This window comes from Rhodococcus sp. USK13 (genome assembly GCF_018343855.1).
GTDB lineage: Bacteria > Actinomycetota > Actinomycetes > Mycobacteriales > Mycobacteriaceae > Rhodococcus_F > Rhodococcus_F oxybenzonivorans.
On record NZ_CP069242.1, the window covers coordinates 2550535 to 2572945 of the forward strand.

At 69.0% G+C, this 22411-nt stretch carries 1 protein-coding gene; it reads left to right on the forward strand.

Annotation, left to right across the window (positions count from 1 at the left end; translation table 11 throughout):
* Positions 1-171 precede the first annotated feature (171 nt).
* Entirely contained in the window at positions 172-22383 is a 22212-nt protein-coding gene (locus JQT59_RS14430; protein ID WP_249354447.1) for a non-ribosomal peptide synthase/polyketide synthase, read from the forward strand.
* The last annotated feature ends 28 nt before the right edge of the window (positions 22384-22411 follow it).

The window sequence follows — 22411 nt, forward strand, 5'->3', positions numbered from 1 at the left end:
CCTCAGGTAGAGGACGGCTCCTCGGCAAAGTATTGTGCCCCTAATAGAACCCGCACTTCTTCCGATAACGGGAAGGCGTGCCACGGGAGCCGGTGGCGAAAGAAATAGATGGGGTTCGGTGACGGGGTGACGGCTCGATGCGGTGCATCGCTGACAAGGGGGTGGCGCTTTGTGAGTGCCTTCCCTCTTTCGCGTGCCCAGCAGGGGCTCTGGTTCGCCCAGCAACTCGACCCGGACGTCCCTTTGAACGTGGCGCTGTATGTCGAGGTTCGTGGGCGGGTGGACGTCGATGCGTTGACCGACGCGACCACCCGTGCGGCGCGCGAACTGCAGTCTCCATTCGTCCACATCGTCGAGCGTGACGGGATGCCCTCGCAATCGTTCGATCCATTCGACCCGAACGCCCTCAGCTACCTCGACCTGCGGGGATCCGGGGATCCCGAGGCCGAGGCCAGGCGGCGGATGACCGAGCGATACAGCCGCCGGCTCGATCCGACCGCCGATTTGATGATCGCGTCGACACTCCTGCACCTCGGTGAAAACCACTTCTACTGGAACACGTTCGCGCATCACTTGATCGTGGACGGGTACGGCGCGATGACTGTGGTCGAGCGCATCGCGGAGCTGTACACCCACGCAGTGCGCGGGACGGAGCCACCGGAACCGCGGGCGCTGGGGGTGCGCGACATATTCGACGCCGAAATTGCGTACGAAGGTTCTAGTAGGGCGGCCGTCGACCGGGAACACTGGGCAAAGCGGCTGACCGAGCTGCCCGCGCCGTCGCGGCTGACTCGTCGTGAGGCTCCGCCCGCCGCCGTCTCCCGGATCGCCAGCCGTTCTCTCACGCGCGAATCCACCGAACTGATTGACGAACTCGCGCGCCGATCCAACTCGTCCGAAGTGCCGATCGTGGTCGCCGCCTTCGCGGCATTTCTGGCTCGGATGACCGGCAACACCGACATCGTGCTGAGCCTTCCGGTGTCCGGGCGCACCACCGCGGCCATGCGCCGATCGGCGGGCATGGTGTCCAACCTCGTCCCGGTGCGCGTGGCAATCGGTGCAGAAGATGACACCGAGAATGTGGTGCGCCGGGTGCAACTGGAACTCACCGGAGCATTGCGTCACCAGCGGTATCGATACGAAGACATGCTGCGCGAGCTGGGGCTCGAGTTCCAGTCGCGTGCTGCGTTCGGGCCGGTGGTCAACATCATGGCATTCCTGCACGACGTCACCCTCGGTGACGAGGCAGGCGAAGTGCACCTCCTTTCCGCTGGACCGGTCGACGATCTCGCCGTCGACATCTACCCCGGAGTCGGCGGCGGCCCGCCGCGCGTCTGCTTCGAGGCCAACCCCGCCCTGTACGAACAGGACGAAGTAGAACGGCTTCTCGAGCGATTCGTGGCCTACCTCACCGACTTCGTCGGAGCCCGGGCCGATCGACCGGTCACCGACCTCGAGGTTCTCGACGATGCCGAGCGCGGAGTCCTCGTGCCGGCCTCGGGGCCCAGCGCCGCCGAACCGACGACCCTCGCCGCCCTGCTGACCGTGCCGGAGCACGCGACCCGCCCCGCAATCCGCTGCGGGAAAACGGATGTGACATATCTCACACTCGATGAGTCGTCGAACCGGCTGGGGCGCAGGCTGATCGAACGAGGAGTCGGGCCCGAAGATCGAGTCGCGGTGATCGCGTCCCGTTCCGTCGAATCGATCGTCGGGTTGTGGGCCGTCGCGAAGGCGGGTGCGGCTTTCGTCCCCGTCGACCCCAGCTATCCGGCCGAACGGGTTGCGCACATGCTGGCCGACAGCAAGGTCACCCTCGCGCTCGCCGTGAATTCCGACGTCGTGCCGGACGGCGTCGAGTGGATGTCCTTGCTTGACGGTGACGGCTCCGCCGCGCCGATCACGGACGCAGACCGTGTACGACCGCTGCACGTCGATCACCCGGCGTACGTGATTTATACGTCCGGATCGACCGGAACTCCCAAGGGTGTGGTGGTCACTCATCGCGGACTGTCGAGCCATGCGGCAGCACTGCGCAGGCTCTATCGGGTAACTCCGGAATCGCGGGTACTCGCATTCGCGTCGCCGAGCTTCGACGCGTCCATCCACGAATTGCTGTCGGCCTTCACCGCCGGCGCCACCTTGGTGATCGCCCCGGCAGACGTGTACGGCGGCGACGAGCTGACCGCGTTGCTGCGCCGGGAGCGAATCACGCACTGGACGGTGACTCCCGCCGTACCGGCCGTCACAGACCCCGACGGGCTCGAGGACTTACAGGTCGTGGCCGTAGCGGGCGACGTATGCCCACCCGAAGTGCTCACGCGATGGGCCCCCGGCCGGACGCTGCTCAATCTCTACGGGCCCACCGAGGCCACCGTGTGGTCCACTGCAACACTGTCACTCGCACCCGGCGACGCCGTCACGATCGGTGCCCCCATCGAGGGTGTATCCGCGCTGGTGCTCGATACCGGGTTGCGGCCGTTACCAGTCGGCGCAGTAGGGGAGTTGTACCTGTCCGGGCCCGGGGTCGCGCGCGGATACCTGGGACAACCGGGGCGCAGCGCCACCCGATTCGTCGCCAATCCCTACGGAGACGGGCGCCTGTACTGCACCGGCGACCTGGTGCGCTGGACCCCCGACCTGACGCTCGAGTTCATCGGTCGCGCCGACGACCAGGTGAAGATCCGTGGTCACCGAGTAGAGCCCGGTGAGATCGACGCCGTGCTGCGGACGTATCCCGGTCTGGACCTGTCGGTGACCGTCGCTGCCCCGGGTGTGAGCGGCCCGCAGTTGGCGACCTACGTGCACGGGCGGAACCTCGAGCCCGCGCGGATGCGCGACTATCTCGCGCAACGCTTGCCGGACCACCTCGTTCCGTCGTCGATCACCGTGCTCGATTCGGTGCCGCTGACACCGGCAGGCAAGGTGGACAAGGCAGCACTGCCCACCCCGTCACCGCGCGGGACCGGTGATCGCGCACCGCGGTCACCGATCGAGGAACTTCTCGTCGGAGCATTCGCCTCGGAAACGGGACTGGCCACCGTCGGTATCGATGCCGACTTCTTCGCACTGGGTGGAAACTCCCTGGGCGCAGCGCGTCTCGCCTCGCGGTCGAGCGCCGTGCTGGGCCGCCGGGTCACGGTGCGCGACATCTTCGACCACCCGACCGCGGAAGCCCTGGCCGCTCACCTCGGTGCGCCCGACACCGGGTCGCGACCACCGCTGGTGCCGCGGGCCGTGGACGCAGCGGCGCCGCTGTCCGCGGAACAGCGACGCCTGTGGCTGGTGAATCAGCGGAACCCCGAGCGCGACCCGTACGTGGTGACGTTCTCCGTAGACCTCTCCGGCGATCTGGATGCCGCTGCATTTCGTGCCGCGATCGACGATGTGGTGCAGCGGCATCCGGCGCTGCGGACCGTGTTTCCCGATGACGGGGTCGGCCCACGACAGGTCGTGCGCAGCGCGAACGTCGAGCTGACGGATGCAGAAACCGCCGCCGTGTTCGACCTCACGCGCGAGGTGCCAATCCGGATGCGGCTGCGCCGAGTAGCCCCCGATCAGTACACGATGTCGGTAGTGGTGCACCACATTGCAATCGACGGGCTATCCCTTCCTCTCTTCGTCCGGGATGTCTCGGCCGCGTACGCCGACCGTCGTCGAGGCCAAGCGCCGGTGTGGGAGCCGTTACCGCTGCAGTACACCGACTACGCGTGGTGGCAGCAAGATATTCTCGGTGATCCGGACGACCCCGCCAGCCTCGTCCGCCGCCAACTCGACTACTGGGCAGAGACTTTGCGTGGTCTGCCCGAGGTGCTCCCGCTGCCCCTGGATCGTCCCCGGCCGCCGTCCGCACAGAGTCTTACCGCCGGAAGCGCCGAGTTCCGGGTCGACCCCGAGCTGCACCGGCGCCTGCTCACCCTCGCGCGCGACCACGACGTCACGGCGTTCATGGTGCTGCACGCCGCGCTCGCCGTACTGCTGCGCGGACTGACCGGAACCGAGGACATCGCGGTCGGCACCGCCACCGGCGGACGCCCCGACCCCGCGCTGGACGGCATCGTCGGCATGTTCGTGGGCACGGTGGTACTGCGCACCCCGGTAGCGGCAGGCGCGACTTTCACCGACCTACTGCGCACCGTCCGCCGCGCCGACCTCGAAGCCTTCACCAACGCCGACGTGTCGTTCGACTCGGTGGTACAGGAGGTGCTCTCCACCCGGACCACAGACGCACACCCGCTGTTCCAGGTGATGCTGGCCTACCAGAATTCGATCGGCCCGGAGATCCAGCTCGACGGGGTCACGGCCCGTGTGCGGGAACAGGAACCGCACGTCCGCGCCTTCGATCTCGACATCACCGTGGACGAACTCCCGGCCGGCGACGGCGATCCGGGCGGTCTGCGCGGTGTCATGACGTATCCACGTGAACTGTTCGACGACGGCACCGTGAACCGGTGGGCGGGGCAACTCGAGACGATCCTGGCCGCCGTCGCGAGCGACCCGACCCGTCCGGTAAGTGACATCGACCTCCTCGGTCCGGCCGACCGGGCGGCACTCGTGCCCGCGTCCGGCGGCGCCTCGGTTCCCGCGCGAACCTTGCCGCAACTCCTGCACGACGGGCTCAACCCCGACGGCGTCGCACTGCGGTTCCACGGCAACGACATGACCTACCCGGAACTCGAGCAGCGTTCGAACCGCTTGGCCCACAGACTGATTGCGCGGGGCATCGGGCCGGAAGATCTGGTGGCGGTGATGGTGCCCCGATCCGTCGAATCCGTCGTGGCCATGTGGGCCGTCGCGAAATCCGGTGCCGCGTTCGTGCCGATAGACCCCGGCTACCCTGCCCAGCGCATCACGCACATGCTCCGCGACTCCGGAGTCGACGTGGCGCTCGCGCGGGATGCATCGGTGGTTCCGGACGGTATCGACTGGATCGGCACAGCGGATCTCACGGGCGAGAGCGCCGCGATCGACGACCGGCACCGCACCCGCGCGTTGCACCTCGACCATCCCGCTTACGTCGTCTACACCTCCGGCTCCACCGGAATGCCGAAGGGCGTCACGGTAACTCACCGTGGACTCGCCGCCCTCGTGGCGGCAAACGCCGAGTACCGCAACCTCGGACGCGACTCCCGGGTGGCGCACGTCGCCTCACCGTCCTTCGACGTCTCCGTCGGAGAACTACTCCTGGCCTTCACGGCCGGCGCCACCGTGGTGATCACGCCTCCCGACACCTACGGTGACGACCTCACCGAACTGTTCCGCCGCGAACGCGTCACCCACTTCCTCACCACTCCCACGGTGCCGCGCCTGATGAACCCGGAGAGCCTCGCCGACCTCCGCGTCCTCGAGGTCTGCGGCGAGCCGTGCCCACCCGAACTGGTGACCAGATGGGCACCGGGCCGGGTACTCCTCAACAGCTACGGCCCCACCGAAACCACCGTCGTCTGCACCAGCGCAGAACCGCTCGATGTCGGCGACCGAATCACCATCGGCAAGCCCTACGCGGGAACCTCGGCCGTGGTGCTCGACGAGCGACTGAGGCCGGTACCCGTCGGCGCAGTCGGTGAGCTGTACCTCTCGGGTGACTGCCTGGCCCGCGGCTATCACCGCAAATACGCCTTGACCGCCAGCCGATTCGTCGCAAGCGCATACGGAAGTCCGGGCTCCCGGATGTACCGCACCGGTGACATGGTCCGGTGGACCAGCGACCATCGGCTCGAATTCGCGGGCCGCACCGACGACCAGGTAAAGATTCGCGGATTCCGGGTCGAACTCGGCGAAGTCGACGCCGCGCTGGCGTCCGCACCCGGAGTCGACACCGCGGCAACGGTGGTACGTACGTCGGCCGCGGGTGAACCGGTGCTCGCGTCCTACGTTCACGGCGCAGAACTCGATGCGCAGGCCCTAATGGAGTTCCTGCGCGAACGCCTGCCGGGCTACATGGTGCCCGCGTCGGTGACCGTGCTCGACGAGGTGCCACTGACCAGCAGCGGGAAGCTCGACCGGAAGGCTCTGCCCGCACCCACACTCGCGCCGGTTCCCGCCCGGGCACCGCGCGGGCAACTCGAAGAGCTCGTCGCCGGAGTGGTCGCCGACGTGCTGGGTCTGCCCTCGATCGATGCGGACGCCGATTTCTTCGCCCTCGGCGGAAGCTCGCTCACCGCAACCCGATTGGTGTCGCGACTGAGGGCGGCGCTCAACCGCCGGATCAGCGTCCGCGATGTGTTCGACGCACCGACCGTCGCCCAACTTGCGGGCCGACTGGAGGACGCGCGCACCACCGTCGCTCTGCCACCACTCGTCGACGGACCTCCCACCGGAGACCGAGCCGCCTCGCGTCTCGCGCCCGCGCAGGAGAGGCTGTGGTTGCACGAACAAATGAACCCCGGCTCACCCGACTACGTGGTCCCCTTCGCGATCGACCTCGACGGACCGGTCGATGTGGGTGCTCTCGCCGCAGCCGTACGCGACGTGGTCGGACGGCACGAGCCGCTGCATTCGGTGTTCGAGGACACGGCATCCGGTGTGGTGCAGGTGACGCGGCCGGTCGAGCTGGACCTTTCGCCGATCGCCGTTGCCCCCGGCACGCTCGACGACGCACTCGCAGCCCTGGGCAGCCACGGATTCGACCTCACCCGCGAAGCGCCCATACGGATCCGGATCTTCGAACACGCACCCGAGCGCTACACCGTCGCCGTCGCCGCGCACCACATCGCGGTGGACGGACTGTCGTTCGGCCCGCTGACCCGAGACATGATGACGGCGTATGTGGCACGACGTGCCGGACGCGAACCGGGGTGGCCGGAATTGCCGGTGGACTACGGGCGGTTCGCGCAGTGGCAGCGATCGGTGTCTGCCACCACGGCGCCGGCGGACGTCGCGTACTGGTCCGAGCGACTGCAGGGAACTCCCGAGATGCTCGAGCTGCCGACCGACCGCCCGCGGATCCCGGCGGCCACCCGGACTGCCGGACGGGTGGCGTTCGCGGTGGACGCCGCGTTGCACGGCGCCGTGGACGCTGTGGCCCGTAGCTGCGGGGTCACTCCCTTCATGGTGGTGCACAGCGCGTTGGCGCTGACGCTCGCCGTGCTCAGCGGAAGCGAAGACATCGCCGTGGGCACCCCGACCTCCGGACGACCGGACCCGGCGCTGGACGACCTGGTGGGGATGTTCGCCGGAACGGTAGTGCTGCGCACTCGCGTCGATCAGCGACAGACGTTCACCGAATTCCTGGCGGCTGTTCGCGACACCGACCTCGAGGCGTTCGCCCACGCGGACCTGCCGTTCGATCAGGTGGTGGACGCCGTTGCTCCCGTGCGGTCGGCAACCCACCACCCGCTGTTCCAGGTGATGCTCGCGTACCAGAACTTCGGCGGAACCGAGCTACAACTCGACGAGGTCGCCGTCCGCCGTCGCAGTATCGAGAGCGCCGTCAGCCGGTACGACCTCGAACTGTCGCTGAGCGAAATGCGGGCCGACGACGGGGCAGCTGCCGGACTCACCGGTGACCTCGTGTACCCGGCGGAGCTGTTCGACTCCTCCACCGTCGTCCGGTGGTCGGAGCTGCTGCACCACATTCTGTCCACGGTGGTGGCGGATCCGTCCCGGGCACTGGGCGACCTCGAGTGGGTGACACCCGCCGAGGCGGCCGCCCTGGTGCCGTCCCGTGGCCCGAAAGCCCCAGCAGCACAGACGCTCCCGGAGCTGTTGACAGCTGACCGGACCGGGATCGCTGCCCGGTGCGGCAACGAGGAACTGGCCTACCGCGAGCTGGATGCCCGGTCCAACTGGTGGGCCCGCCGCCTGATCGCCGTCGGTGTCGGGCCCGGTGACCGTGTCGCGATCATGATTCCGCGCTCGCTCGACTCGGTGATCGCGGTGTGGGCGATCGCGCGCAGCGGTGCCGCATTCGTGCCCCTCGACGTCGACCAGCCGGCCGAACGCACCGCACGGATTCTTGCCGACGCGGGCGTCACCACGGCGCTGACACTCGACGCCTCGCTGGTACCCGGCGGTATCACTCCGCTGGTCCTCTCTGGGACCGGCGCGGATCCGATTCCGGTGTCCGACGACGAGCGGGTTCGGCCGCTGTCCGTGGATCATCCCGCCTACGTGATCTACACCTCCGGCTCGACCGGCACACCCAAGGGCGTCGTCGTCACCCACCGCGGCCTGTCCGGTCACGCCGCCGCCCTGCGCCGCTTCTATGGGGCCACCCCGCAGTCGCGGGTGCTGCACGCAGCATCCCCGATGTTCGATGCGTCGATCCACGAGATGCTCCTGGCCTTCACCACCGGTGCCGTGCTGGTGATCGCCCCACCCGGCGTCTTCGGCGGCGACGAACTGCGCGAGCTACTGCGGCGCGAGCGGATCAGTCATTGGACATCGACCCCGGCAGTGCCGGCGACGATCGACCCGAGCGAACTCGACGCCCTCGAGGTTCTCGCGCTGGCAGGGGACATGTGCCCGCCCGAACTGGTGTCCCGGTGGGCAACCGGACGCAGGGTGCTGAATCTCTACGGCCCCACGGAAACGACGATCTGGGCGACGGCGGCGGAACTGTCGAGCTCGCGCATTACGATCGGTGGTCCTGTCGACGGCATGTCGGCTGTGGTCTTGGATCCGCGACTTCGGCCGGTTCCCGTCGGGGTAGTGGGGGAGCTGTACCTCTCGGGCCCCGGTCTGGCCGAGGGATATGTCGGCAGGCCGGGTACAACCGCGGGCACCTTCGTGGCCGACCCGTACGGCGGCGGACGCATGTACCGGACCGGTGACCTGGTGCGCTGGAACCGATTCGGCGAGCTCGAGTTCGTCGGGCGCGTCGACCGTCAGGTAAAGATTCGGGGGTTCCGCGTAGAACCCGGCGAAGTCGATGCGGTGCTGGCTTCAGCGCCAGGAGTCCACTCGGCGGTAACGGTGACGCGCCGCGGCGAACTGGCGTCGTACGTCAGCGGCAGTGCCCTGGAGCCGGCGGCACTGCGCGCCTTCGTCGCCGAGCGACTGCCGCGCTACCTCGTGCCCGCATCCATCACCGTGCTCGACCAGTTGCCTTTGACGGTGAGCGGAAAGGTCGACCGGTCCGCGCTTCCCGACCCGGAACTGCCGACGTCGTCGACGCGTTCACCGCAGACCCCGCTCGAACAGGTGGTGGCCGACGCGGTCGCCGAGGTGCTCGGTGTGCCCGAGGTGGGAGCCGACACCGACTTCTTCGCGCTGGGCGGCAACTCGTTGTCCGCCACCCGGGTGGTGTCGCGGCTGTCGTCGGTGACGGGAGTGCGCGTCGGGGTGCGTCACCTGTTCGACCAGCCGACCGTCGCCGGCTTCGCCGCCCTGATTGCCGAGGGTGGGGACGCGAGGCCGCCGCTCGTGCCCCGCGACACCGACGGTCCGGCACCGGCCGCCTTCGCGCAACAACGGTTGTGGCTGCTGGGCCAGCTCACGCCGGGGTCTGCCGCGTACAACGTGCCATTCGCTGTCGACCTCGACGGTGCACTCGATGTCGACGCACTGCGGTGGGCGCTCACCGATGTCGTCGAGCGGCACGCCACGCTACGCACCGTGTTCACGGTCACCGACGCCGGCGTCGTCCAGATCGTCGGCCCGCCCGAAGTGGAGCTGACACCGATCCGAATCACGGAAGAAGCCGTGGACGAGGCCATCGCCTCCCTCGCCGCCGAGGGCTTCGACCTCGCGGTCGAGCGGCCCGTGCACCTGGCCCTGTTCGAAAGGGCTCCGGAGCGCTACACCCTTGCCGTCGTGCTGCATCACGTGGCCGTCGACGGGTTGTCGTTCGTCCCACTGGTCCGAGACCTCGCCACCGCGTACGCGGCCCGGCTTCACCGGCAGGCGCCCTCGTGGCCGGCGTTGCCCGTGCAGTACACCGACTACGCGCAATGGCAACGTGAGGTGCTCGGCGACCCCGCCGATCCCGACAGCCTCGCGCACCGCGAGCTCGACTACTGGGCTGGGGCGTTGCAGGACATGCCCACGCTTCTGCCGCTGCCCACCGACCGGACGCGTCCCGGCACTCTGCAGGGGACCGCCGGGATCGTCCCGTTCGCTGTGCCTGCCGAACTGCACCAGGCGCTCGAAGAGCTTGCGCATCAACAGAACTCCACCCTGTTCATGGTGATGCATGCGGCGCTGGCCGTGTTGCTGTCCAAACTGACCGGGGCGGACGACTTCGCTGTGGGAACCCCCACGTCGGGTCGCACCGACCCCGCGCTGGACGACGTGGTCGGAATGTTCGTCGGTACCGTCGCCCTACGCAGTCGGGTGGATGCGCGCTCGACGTTCGCGCAACTGCTGGCGTCCGTGCGGGAGACCGACATCGCCGCGTTCGCGCACTCCGAGGTGCCGTTCGACCTCGTGGTCGACGCCCTCGCCCCGGCGCGGTCAGCGGGTCACCACCCGTTGTTCCAGGTGATGCTGGCGTTCGAGAACTTCGGAGACGGCGGCGCAGACCGGCTGCCCGAACTGCCCGGCCTCGTCGTCCGGGGTCGCGAGGCAGGCACCGGGATCAGCCGATTCGACCTCGAGGTGTCGTTGCGCGACCGGCGCACACCCGACGGAAGCCCCGCCGGCCTCGACGGCGTGTTCACCTTCCCCACCGAACTGTTCGATCAGCACACCGTCGAGCAGTGGGTGCAGCGACTCCAGCGAATCCTGCGTGCGGTCACCGACCGACCCCATATCGACGTCGGCGCCATCGACGTGCTGACCGCGGACGAGCAGAGGGCCCTCGTCGGAGGCACCGAAGGCGTCGCACCGACGGTGGAGTCGCTGGCGGAACTCTTCGCCCAGCGTGCCGCCGAGAACCCGAACGCCGTCGCCGTCACCGACGGTGACACCACCCTGACCTACGGGGACCTGGACCGGCGTTCCGCCGAACTGGCCGCAGCGCTGTCGGAGGCCGGGGTGGGGCCCGAAGACGTCGTCGCCGTGGCGCTGTCGCGGTCGGCGGAACTCATTGCGGCGCTGCTCGCGGTGGTACGCGCAGGCGGGGTGTACCTCCCCGTCGACGTCGACTACCCGGCCGAACGCGTGCGCTACCTCCTCTCGGACGCATCACCCACCGTGCTGCTGACCTCAGCCGCAGACGCCGCGAACCTGCCCGAGGTGTCGTGCCCGGTTGTCCTCCTCGAGGCTGCGCCTGTGAGTGGTTCACGAGTCCAGGGACTCCTTAACCACTCACAGGCGCAGGGCGCCTACCTGATCTACACCTCCGGCTCCACTGGAGAGCCCAAGGGTGTGCTGGTGTCCCACGCCAATGTGCTGTGGCTGCTGGCGAATACGTGCCGGGACTTCGGCTTCGGCGCGGATGACGTGTGGACAATGTTCCATTCCCACGCCTTCGACTTCTCGGTGTGGGAGATGTGGGGAGCGCTCACCACCGGCGGGCGGCTGGTGCTGGTGGATCACGACGTGGCCCGTTCGGCGCGCGACTTCGCGGAACTGCTGAGCCGCGAGGGAGTGACGGTGCTCAATCAGACGCCGTCCGCGTTCGGCCAGCTGGCCGACTACGACGTGACCGACACCGTGCGACTGCTGATCTTCGGTGGTGAGGCACTCGACCTCGCGCTGGTGTCACCGTGGCTCGCGCGGCACCCGTCGGTTCGCGCCGTCAACATGTTCGGGATCACCGAAACCACCGTGCACGTCACCCACACCGATCTCGGTGTCGGCGACGGTAGGGCTTCGCTCGGCCGGGCCATCCCGGGAATGCGAACGTACGTATTGGACACCTCGTTGCGGCCCGTGCCACCGGGAACCGTCGGCGAACTGTACGTCGCGGGCCCGCAGGTGTCCCGCGGCTATCTCGGCCGGCCGGGCCTGACCGCCCAGCGGTTCGTGGCCGACCCCTTCACGCCCGGTGACGGCATGTACCGCACGGGAGACCTCGCCCGCCGGCGTGCCGACGGAGAACTCGACTACCTCGGCCGGGCCGACTCGCAGGTGGAGTTCCACGGCTACCGCATCGAACCCGGCGAGGTCGAGGCGGCACTGCTGCGTCACGACGACGTCGACGGTGCGGTAGTTGTGTTGCGCTCCACGAGCATCGGCGAACAATTGGTGGCGTACGCGGTGGCCGACGCGGAGCCGGCCGCACTCACGCGGCACCTACGCGCACTCCTGCCCGAGTACATGGTGCCCGGAGCGATCATTGCGGTGCCGTCGATCCCTCTGACGCACAACGGCAAAGTCGACCGGCGCGCACTGCCCGAACCGGACGTGACCGCCGACGAGTGGCAGGTGCCGCACGGCCCGATCGAGGAAGTGGTCGCCGGAGTCTTCGCCGAACTGCTCGGCTCGCCCGAGGTGGACATCCGCCGCAGCCTGTTCGAACTGGGCGGCAACTCGCTGATCGCCACCCGGGTCGCGACTCGGGTGAGTGCCGTCTTCGACACGGACATCACGGTGCGCGACCTCTTCGAAGCACCCTCCGTGGCCGAACTGGCAGCCCGCGTGGAGGACCGCGCGCACACCGGGCGTCGGCGACCAGCTCTGCTACCGGATCGGATGCACGGCCGGGTGCCGCTCTCGCCCGCACAGCAGCGGATGTGGGTGCTCAACCAATTCGACACCGACGCAGCCGGATACAACATTCCGATCCTCCTCCGCCTCGACGGCGAACTGGACACCACAGCCTTTGCGGCCGCGGCCCGGGACCTGCTCGAGCGGCACCGGACCCTGCGCACCGTGTACCCGTCCGACGCCGAGGGGGTGCACCAGGTACTGCTCGCGGCCGATGCGGTACCCCTCGACCTGGCTCCCGTCGCCATTCCCGCCGACGCACTCGACGCCCACGTGCGGGCACTCGTCGACACCGGATTCGACGTCGCCGCCGCACCGCCCGTTCGCGGGCGTGTGTATCGCGTCGGTGCCGATTCGCACGTGCTCGCGCTGGTTGTCCACCACATCGCCGCCGACGCCTGGTCGCTCGGCACGCTGATCCGCGACACCGCCGTCGCGTACCGTGCACGGCTCGAGGCTCGCAGCCCGGAATGGCCGCCGCTGCCGGTGCAGTACAGCGACTACAGCGTGTGGCAGCGCACCATGCTGAACGAGCCCGGCCGGGAGTACTGGCTCGAGACGCTGGCCGACCTGCCGGAACAGGTGACCCTGCCCCTCGACCACCCCCGTCCCGCGGCACCCTCGGGCCGTGGAGCCGTCCACAGCGTGGAGTTGGACGAGGCCCTGCACGACGGCATCGCCGCCTTGGCGCGTACCGGACGGGCAACCACGTTCATGGTGTTGCATGCCGCGCTGGCCGTGCTGCTCTCGAGGTACAGCGGCAGCCGGGACGTTCCGATCGGCACCGCGGTTGCCGGGCGCACCGACCCGCAACTCGACGACGTCGTCGGCATGTTCGCCGGAACGCTGGTGCTGCGCACGCAGATCGATCCCTCCGCCAGCTTCGCCGAGATCTTGGCCCACGTTCACACCCAGGACGTCGCCGCATACACGCACGCCGACATGCCGTTCGAGACCCTGGTGGAACTGATCAATCCCGCCCGCTCGACGTCACACCATCCGCTGTTCCAAGTGGCGCTGTCGATGCAGCGGCATCGCCCGGGACACTTCACGTTGCCCGGCCTCGACGTCACACCGATGACGCCGACAGCGCATCCCGCGAACTTCGACCTCCAGCTCACCGCCACCGAGGCAGCGCCGGGTACACGCATGCACCTCGAATTCGGGTATGACGCAGCGCTGTTCGACCGCTCGACGATCATCGGTTTCGCCTGCCAGCTCGTCCGGCTACTCGGGTCGGTCACCGCAGACCCCGATCAGCGGGTCGGCGACGTGGACCTGTCGAGTCCCGCCGAGCGTGCAGCCCTCGCCCCAGCCCGTGGCCCCGACGCACCCGCGCCGGTCCCGCTGCACCACATCCTCACCCGCGGGGCCGTGCTGGCTCCCGGCGCAGTCGCGGTGCAGGACGGCGAGAGGGCCGTCACCTACCGGCAGCTCGACCTGCAGTCGGAGGGGTTGGCGCGGGAGCTGCACGCACTGGGCGCCCGTCCCGGCACGACGGTGGCATGGTCGGTGCCGCGATCGACGGAGTCCGTGGTGGGGTTGTGGGCGATCGCGAAAACCGGTGCTGCCCCCGTACTCGTCGATCCCGATCTGCCGAGCGCGCGAATACACGCGATGCTCGCCGCGGCGGGAACCACTCTCGGCGTGGGCTCGGTGACCCTCGGCGGGGACATCACCTGGGTGGAACCGCACGCGCACGCGGACACGTCGGCGGGTGCGATGGTCCGCCCCCACGTCCACCCGGACCAGCCCGCCTACGTGGTGTTCACCTCCGGAACCACGGGCACCCCCAAGGCAGTGGTGGTGACGCACGCCGGCCTCGCCGCACTCGACATGGACGTCGCCCAGCGCTATGCCGCCGGCCCCGGGTCCAGGATGCTGCACCGTGCGGCCGCCGGCTTCGACATGGCGTTGCTCGAGATCCTCGTCGCGGGTGCGTCGGCGGCCACCCTGGTCGTCGCCTCCGAAGCGGAGTTCGCAGGCCCCGCACTGGGCGATCTACTGGAACGGGAGCACATCACACACGCCTGCATCACCCCGACGGCGCTGGCCACCATCGGTTCGCGCGAGTTGCCGCACCTGCGGATGATCATGCTCGGCGGGGAACGTCTGGGCACCGCCCTGGTGGATCGGTGGGCGCCCGGCCGCCGGATGGTCAACGGTTACGGACCGGCCGAGGCGACCATGTACGCGACCGCGACCGGCCCCCTCCGTCGGGGCGAGTCCGTGCCGATCGGTGAGCCCGTGCCGGGCTTCGAGGTCGTCGTGCTCGACGAGCGGTTGCGTCCGGTTCCGGTGGGGATGCCCGGCGAGCTCTACCTCGAGGGCCCGGGCCTCGCCCGTGGCTATGCCGGGCAACCGGGGCCCACGGCCGAGAGGTTCGTGGCCTCCGCCGACGGCCGCCGCCGGTACCGCACCGGTGACCTCGTGCGGTGGAAGGCGGCCGGTGACCGCCATGTACTCCAATTCCTCGGCCGGAACGACGCTCAGGTCAAGGTGCGCGGCGTACGCATCGAACCCGGTGAGATCGACAGTGCCATCGCTGGGCTCGTCGACGTGGACTTCGCCGCCACCGTCGTGCGCACCACGCCCACCGGCCACGACACCCTGACGTCGTACGTCCTGCCGCGCACCGAGCTGGATACCGTGGCCCTGCGTCGCCGCCTCGCCGAAGTGTTGCCGTCGTATCTGGTTCCGGCCTCTGTCGTGGTGCTCGACTCGCCGCCTCCGCTGATCAACGGCAAGCTGAACGTCCGTGCGCTCCCCGTCCCGGACCTCGGGTCCGGTGAGCTCGAGCCGCCGAACACCGACACCGAGCGGACGGTCGCCGACGTGTTCGCAGACGTTCTCGGGATCGAGGAGGCGGGCAGGGGAACGCACTTCTTCGATGCCGGCGGAAATTCCTTGCTTGCAACACAATTGGCGGCGCGGCTCACCGACGCGGTCGGCGCTCCTGTTCCGCTGCGCACTCTCTTCGCCCATCCCACCGTCGCGGAGCTCGCTGGGTCCCTCGACACGTCGGTGCCCGCGGCGGGCCTGCGCCCCGCACTGGGAGCCCGGCCGCGCCTGGACCGGATCCCGCTGTCCCGGAGCCAATACCGCATGTGGGTGTGGAACCGCCAGAACCCGGAATCTGCCACCTACAACCTTCCTGCCACGGTGCGGCTCGAAGGTGACCTGCACGTGACGGCGCTGGCCACCGCACTCGGCGACGTGACCGCCCGCCACGAGGTGCTGCGAACCCGGTATCCGTCGGAGCCGGGGGAGTCGCCCTGGCAGGACATCACGCCCGGCGTGGCACTGGACCTCACGCCTCGTGACGTGGACGCCTCCGATGTGGCCGACACGGTCACGCGACTTGCACGCGCACCATTCGCCCTCGCCGCCCAGCAACCGCTGCGGGTGCAACTGTTGCGAGTCGCACCTGACGTCCACGTGCTGGTGATCGTCCTGCACCACATTGCCGCCGACGGCTGGTCCCTCGCTCCGCTGGTGGCCGACGTGCTCACCGCCTACGCGGCTCGCCGCGCGGGTACCGCACCGGAGTGGGAGCCGCCGGCCGTGCAGTACGCCGACTATGCGCTCTGGGAGGAAGAGCTGCTGAGCAGTGCGTATGCGGCCCGCGGCGTCGAGCACTGGCGGGTCGCATTGGCAGATGCCGAATCGGTCGCGCCGTTCCCGGTGGACCGGCCCCGTACGAGCGCGTCCACGGACACGGCCGGGCTGGTGCGGTTCTCCGTCCCGGCTCCGGTGCAGCAGGCGGTCCACCGTTTGGCGCACGAACACCGGGCCACTCCGTTCATGGTGCTGCACGCCGCGCTCGCCGTGCTGCTCGCCAGATTCGGCGACCAGCGTGACATCACCATCGCCACCGCCGTCGCCGGCCGCGGGGACCCGGCGCTGGACGCGGCGGTGGGGATGTTCGTGAATACCCTCGCCCTGCGCGCGCAGGTGGAGCCGGACATGCCGTTCACCGGTCTCCTGGCCCAGGTACGAGACTTCGACGTGGAGGCCTTCGACACCGCCGAGGTTCCGTTCGAGGTGATCGCCGACCTTCTCGGTGGCCGTGTTCCGCAGGTCGCGCTGGCACTGGAAAACCTGCGGCCCCCCACCGTGCGGGTGTCCGGCCTCGACGTGCAGGCGCAGGAAGTCGACACCGGGACAGTCAAATTCGATCTCCACGTCACCCTCGCCGAGCAGTGGGACGGCGCCGACCCCGCCGGAATGACAGGCGCCGTGGCGTACGCACAGGATCTGTTCGACCACGCCACCGTTCAGTCGCTGGCCGAAGAACTCGTCCGGGTGCTCGAAGCTGTCGCCGACGACCCACAGGTGGCCACCGGCGACATCGCGCTCACCGGCGCGGAACCGCTCGGAGGAGGGCCCGCCGCGGAGGAACGCACGCTCGCCGAAATCCTGACCTCGACCGCTGCCGCGTACCCCGACAGCCCCGCGGTCACCGACGGCACTCGGACGCTGACGTATCGCGAACTCGACCGGCAGTCGGACGCGCGCGCCCGCGAACTGGTTGCCGAGGGCTTCGGCCCCGGCTGGATGCTGCCGATCGACCTGCCGCGATCCGTCGACTTCATCACCGAGTTATGGGCCGTCACCAAGACAGGCGCCGCCTACGTGCCCAGCCCGAACCGGGCAATCGCCGCCACCGCGACGTACCGGGACTCCGCACGGGGACTGGCCTACGTCATCTACACCTCCGGATCCACGGGAGCCCCGAAGGGCGTGGCCGTCACCCACAGCGGGCTCGCATTACTGACTGCCGAAGTCGTGCAGCGCTACCGAGTGACGCCCGATTCGCGCGTACTGCACGGATATAATCCCGCGTTCGATGCGGCGCTCCTCGAGATGCTGCTGGCGTTCGGATCGGGCGCCTGCCTGGTGTGCGCCCCGCCCGACGTGTACGCCGGCCCCGAGTTGCAGCGCTTCCTGTCGGACCGGCACGTGACCCACTACCTCTCCACGCCCGCAGTGCTCGCAACCCTCGATCCCGACGGGCTCGACTCGCTGCGCGTGGTAGCGGTGGGTGGTGAGGCGCTGCGCACCGAATCGGCCGAAATGTGGAGTGCCGGGCGACTGATGCTCAACGCCTACGGGCCGACCGAATCCACCGTGGTGGCCACGCTCGCCGCGGTGGACGGGAACGTGACGATCGGCGCACCCATTGCCGGCACCACGGCGACCGTGCTCGATCCCCGACTGCAGCCGGTACCGGTGGGCGGCATCGGCGAACTGTATCTCTCGGGTCCCGGTCTGGCCCGGGGATACCTGGACGAACCCGGCCTCACGGCGGCGAGCTTCGTTGCCGCCGAAGATGGTTCGCGCAGCTACCGCACCGGCGACCTGGTGCATCGCCGCGCAGACGGCACGTTGTCCTTCGTCGGCCGCGTGGACCGGCAGGTGAAGGTGCGGGGCATGCGGATCGAACCCGCCGAGGTCGAGGCCGGGCTGCTCCGACTCACCGGAGTCGAGCAGGCCGCGGTGCTTCTGCGTGACGGGGAACTGACCGCCTTCGTCACCGGCACCGACCTGAACCCGGCGTCGTTGACGGAGCGCCTGGCCGAACAACTGCCTGCGTACCTCGTGCCATCGAGAATGGTGGTGCTCGAGTCCCTACCGCTGACCGCCAACGGCAAACTGGATGTACGCGCGCTGCAGCTTCCTGCCACGCAGCCGGTGGATGTGCTGCCGCCGCGAACCATCACCGAAGAGTTGGTGGCAGGTGTTTTCGCCGATGTCCTCGGTGTCGACCTGCCCGGCGCGAACCACAATTTCTTCGACCTCGGTGGTGATTCGCTCTCCGCCACCGCGGTGGCCGGCCGGCTCTCCACGGCGTTCGGGGTGAGCGTGGCATGGCGGGTGTTGTTCGAGAACCCGACCGCCGCCGGACTCGCGCACTGGCTGGACCACACGCGATCGACCGGAGCAGCTCAGCGCCCGGCACTCGTGCGCCGGGACCCGAACACCCGAGTTCCCCTCTCCCCGCAGCAGCAACGCATGTGGCTCCTCAACAAGGCGGATCCCGACGCTTCCGTCCATCACATGATGTTCGGTACCCGGCTGGACGCAGGCGTGGACCCGGCCGCTCTCCGGGCGGCGATCGCCGATGTGGTGGAGCGGCACACGGTGCTGCGGACCGTCTTTCCCGCCGACGCTGACGGTCCGCACCAGGTGATCGTTCCCACCGCACACGTCGTCGACAGCCTCGTGCAGGAGGGCGACGCAGACCTCCAGAAATACGGCAGACAACGATTCGACCTCGAACACGAACCACCCTTGCGCGTGCGGATGTGGGCAGAACCTGCCGGTGGCCACATGGTCGCCGCGGCAGTGCACCACATCGCACTCGACGGCGGCTCGATGGACCCGTTGCTCGCCGACCTCGCCGAGGCCTACCGGGCGCGCGTGGAAGGTGCAGCACCCCAGTGGGATCCGCTTCCCGTCGACTACAGTGACTACACCCTGTGGCTGCGCGAGTTCCTCGGGAACGCCGCCGATCCCGGCAGTGTCGCGCACACTCAACTCGACTACTGGGGACGTGTTCTCGACGGCGTCGACGCACCGCTGTCGCTCCCGACGGACCGTCCGCGGCCGCGCCACCCCAGCCGCAACGGTTCCCGCGTGGACTGGGTTGTCGACGAGGAACTACGCGCTCGGCTGCATGCCCTGGCTCGTGTCCACGGCGTCACCGTCTTCATGGTGTTGCATGCCGCGCTCGCCGTAGTGCTCGCGCGGGAGAGCGGCCACCCCGATGTCGTGGTGGGCACCGCCGTCGGTGGACGACCCGACCCCCTGCTGGACCGGCTGGTGGGCATGTTCGTCGGGACCGTGGCGCTGCGCACCGAGGTGCCGCCCGCCCTGTCGTTCGCGGAACTGCTCGACCGGGTACGCACGGTGGATCTGGAGGCCTTCGCGCACGCGGACGTCCCGTTCGACGACGTCGTCGCGCGGGTGGCGCCGCAGCGTTCACCTGCCCACAACCCGCTGTTCCAGGTGGTCCTCAATTATCGGCGGGTGCCGTCGCAGCCCGTCAGCCTGCCCGGCGCCGCACCGGTCGACGTCGACGAACCGCGAATCGAATTCGATCTCGTGTGGGACGTCGTCGACACCGCGGAGGCGCTCACACTCCGTCTGGTGTACGCCACGGACCTGTTCGACGAGGCGAGCGCCCGCGGGCTCGCCGGACGCTTCGGTCGCCTCCTCGACGCCGTCGCCGACAACCCGTCGATTCCGGTCGGCGACCTCCCAGTCCTCACCGAATCCGAGTACGACGAGCTCGTCCGCGGGCCGTTGCGCACACCGTCGCCCCGCACGCTCGCCGACGTGTTCGAGGCCCAGGTCCGGGCGACCCCGGACGCGGTCGCGGTGGTGGACGGCGACCTGCAGTTGACCTACGCGGAACTCGACGCCGAAGCGGAACGCTGGGCAGGACAACTGATCGACCGGGGTGTCGGACCCGAAGACGTCGTGGTGATCGCGACACCCCGCGGCCGGTACTGGGTGCTGGCCGTGTGGGCTGTGACGAAGTCGGGTGCGGCGTGGCTGTCGGTGGACCCGGCGCATCCCGAGGAACGCGTCGCCTGGATGATCACCGATTCGGCGGCGGTGCTCGGCCTGACGGTCGGCGACCTCACTTCTACGCTGACCGGCTCCGTGGACTGGCTCGACCTGTCCGATGCGCAGTGGAACGAGCAGACACCGGCCCGAGGGGATCGACGGATCCGTCGACGTGGATACGCGCAGGTGACGGAACCCGATCACGCGGCCTACCTCATCTACACTTCCGGATCCACCGGACAACCGAAAGGTGTCGTGGTGCCGCATCGGGGTCTGGTGAACGTGGTGGCCGCACAGCCTCCGGTTCTCGGCACCGAATCGGACATCCGCGTGCTGCAACTCGCCTCACCCACTTTCGACGCATCGCTGTTCGAAATGCTCTACGCACTGACCTCCGGCGGAACCCTGGTGATGTCCTCGGAATTCGGTTATGCCGGAGACGAACTGGCGAAGACGGTCGTCGACGCACAGATCACCCACCTCATTGCGACACCCAGTGTGCTGGCCACCCTCGATGCCGAGACGCTGTCGCCGCGTACCGTCGTGGCCGTCGGTGAAGCACTGCCCACCGAACTCGCCGGACGGTGGTCCCGGCGGCACCGACTCTTCAACGCGTACGGGCCCACCGAATTCACCATCCTCGGGTCGCTCGCCGGACCGCTGGGCCCGGGCCGCGTGAACATCGGCACCGTGATCGACGGCGGTGCCGCCCTCGTGCTGGACGCGCGTCTGCATCCGGTCCCGAACGGTGTGGTGGGGGAGCTGTACCTGGCCGGCACCAGCGTCGCACGGGGTTACGTTGGCCGTACCGACCTCACCGCAACCCGATTCGTGGCCCATCCCTATGGCAAACCCGGCGAACGGATGTACCGCACGGGTGACCTGGTGCGGCGCACCGCAGACGGCGAACTGGAGTACCTGGGCCGCGGCGACGCGCAGGTGCAGATCGCCGGGATCCGGGTGGAACCCGCCGAAGTGGATTCGGCGTTGCTCCGTCACCCCGATGTCCAGTCCGCCGTCACCGTGCCCCACACCGCGGGTGACGGCGCCACGGTCCTGGTTTCCTACGTCAGCGGCGACACCGACCTCTCCTCGGCTGCGGTGCGCGCCCACGCGCGTCGCCTGCTGCCCCGGCACCTCGTCCCCTCCGCTGTCACCGTCCTGGACCGGTTGCCGGTGATGCCGTCTGGCAAGGTGGACCGGAACGGCCTCCCCGCACCGGTATTCGACACCGAAGCGGCCGTCCTCCCGGCCGGACGAATCGAGCAGGATGTGGCCGACGCGATGGCCGCTGCGCTCGGTGTCGACACCGTGCCCGCCGACGCGGACTTCTTCACCCTGGGCGGAACGTCGATGGGTGCGGCAACGGTGGCCGGTGAACTACGCCGCCGCCTCGGCCGCGAGGTGCCGATCCAGTGGGTCTTCACCGACCCCACCGTGCAGCAACTCGCCGCCCGGATCGAGGCCGGCCCCGAACTGTCCGAAAGTGTGCTCGACACCGTAGTGCGGCTGGGTGGAACGGGGGAAGGCCCACCCCTCTTCTGCGTCCATCCGGCCAGCGGAATGTCCTGGTGCTACGCAGGACTCACGGACTACCTCGGCGACCGGCCCCTCTACGGTCTCCAGGCCACGGGGGCCGCCGCCGTCCCCGACAGCATCGCGGAGCTTGCCGCCTCCTATGTCGCGGCCGTCCGGGCCGTGCAACCCCGCGGTCCCTACCACCTGCTGGGCTGGTCGTTGGGCGGCATCATCGCTCACGAGATGGCAGTCCAGTTGAGTGAAAACAACGAGAGTGTCGCGACACTCGCGATGCTCGACACCCTGCCGCCGGAATTCCACGAACGGGACGACATCCGCGGCGAGCAGCCGTCGATCCGTGACGCGCTGGTCGAACTCGGTGTCCCGGCAGACCGGTTGACGGACGGCGGGATCGACTACGAGGAAGCGGCGCGGGTACTGGGCGACGAGCATCCGGGTCTGAGCTTCCTCACCGCCGACGCCCTCCGCCGACTCGGGAACGTGATCGACCGACTCGGCCTCCTCGATGCCCGGCACCAACCGCGCCGCTACGACGGAGAGATCCAGTTCTTCACCGCGGCAGCAGACCTCGAACTTCATGCGCGTCCTCCACAGATGTGGCGGGGCCGGCTCGGCGAGAACGTCATCGAGTTCGACGTCGACGCCACCCACGCCGCCCTGGCGGACAAGGAACCGCTCGCCGAGATCGGCCGAGTGTTACGGGATCGGGGGAACACAGTGGCCCCTGGAACCTGAGCAAGCCGAGGCCCGCATCCTTCGAGAC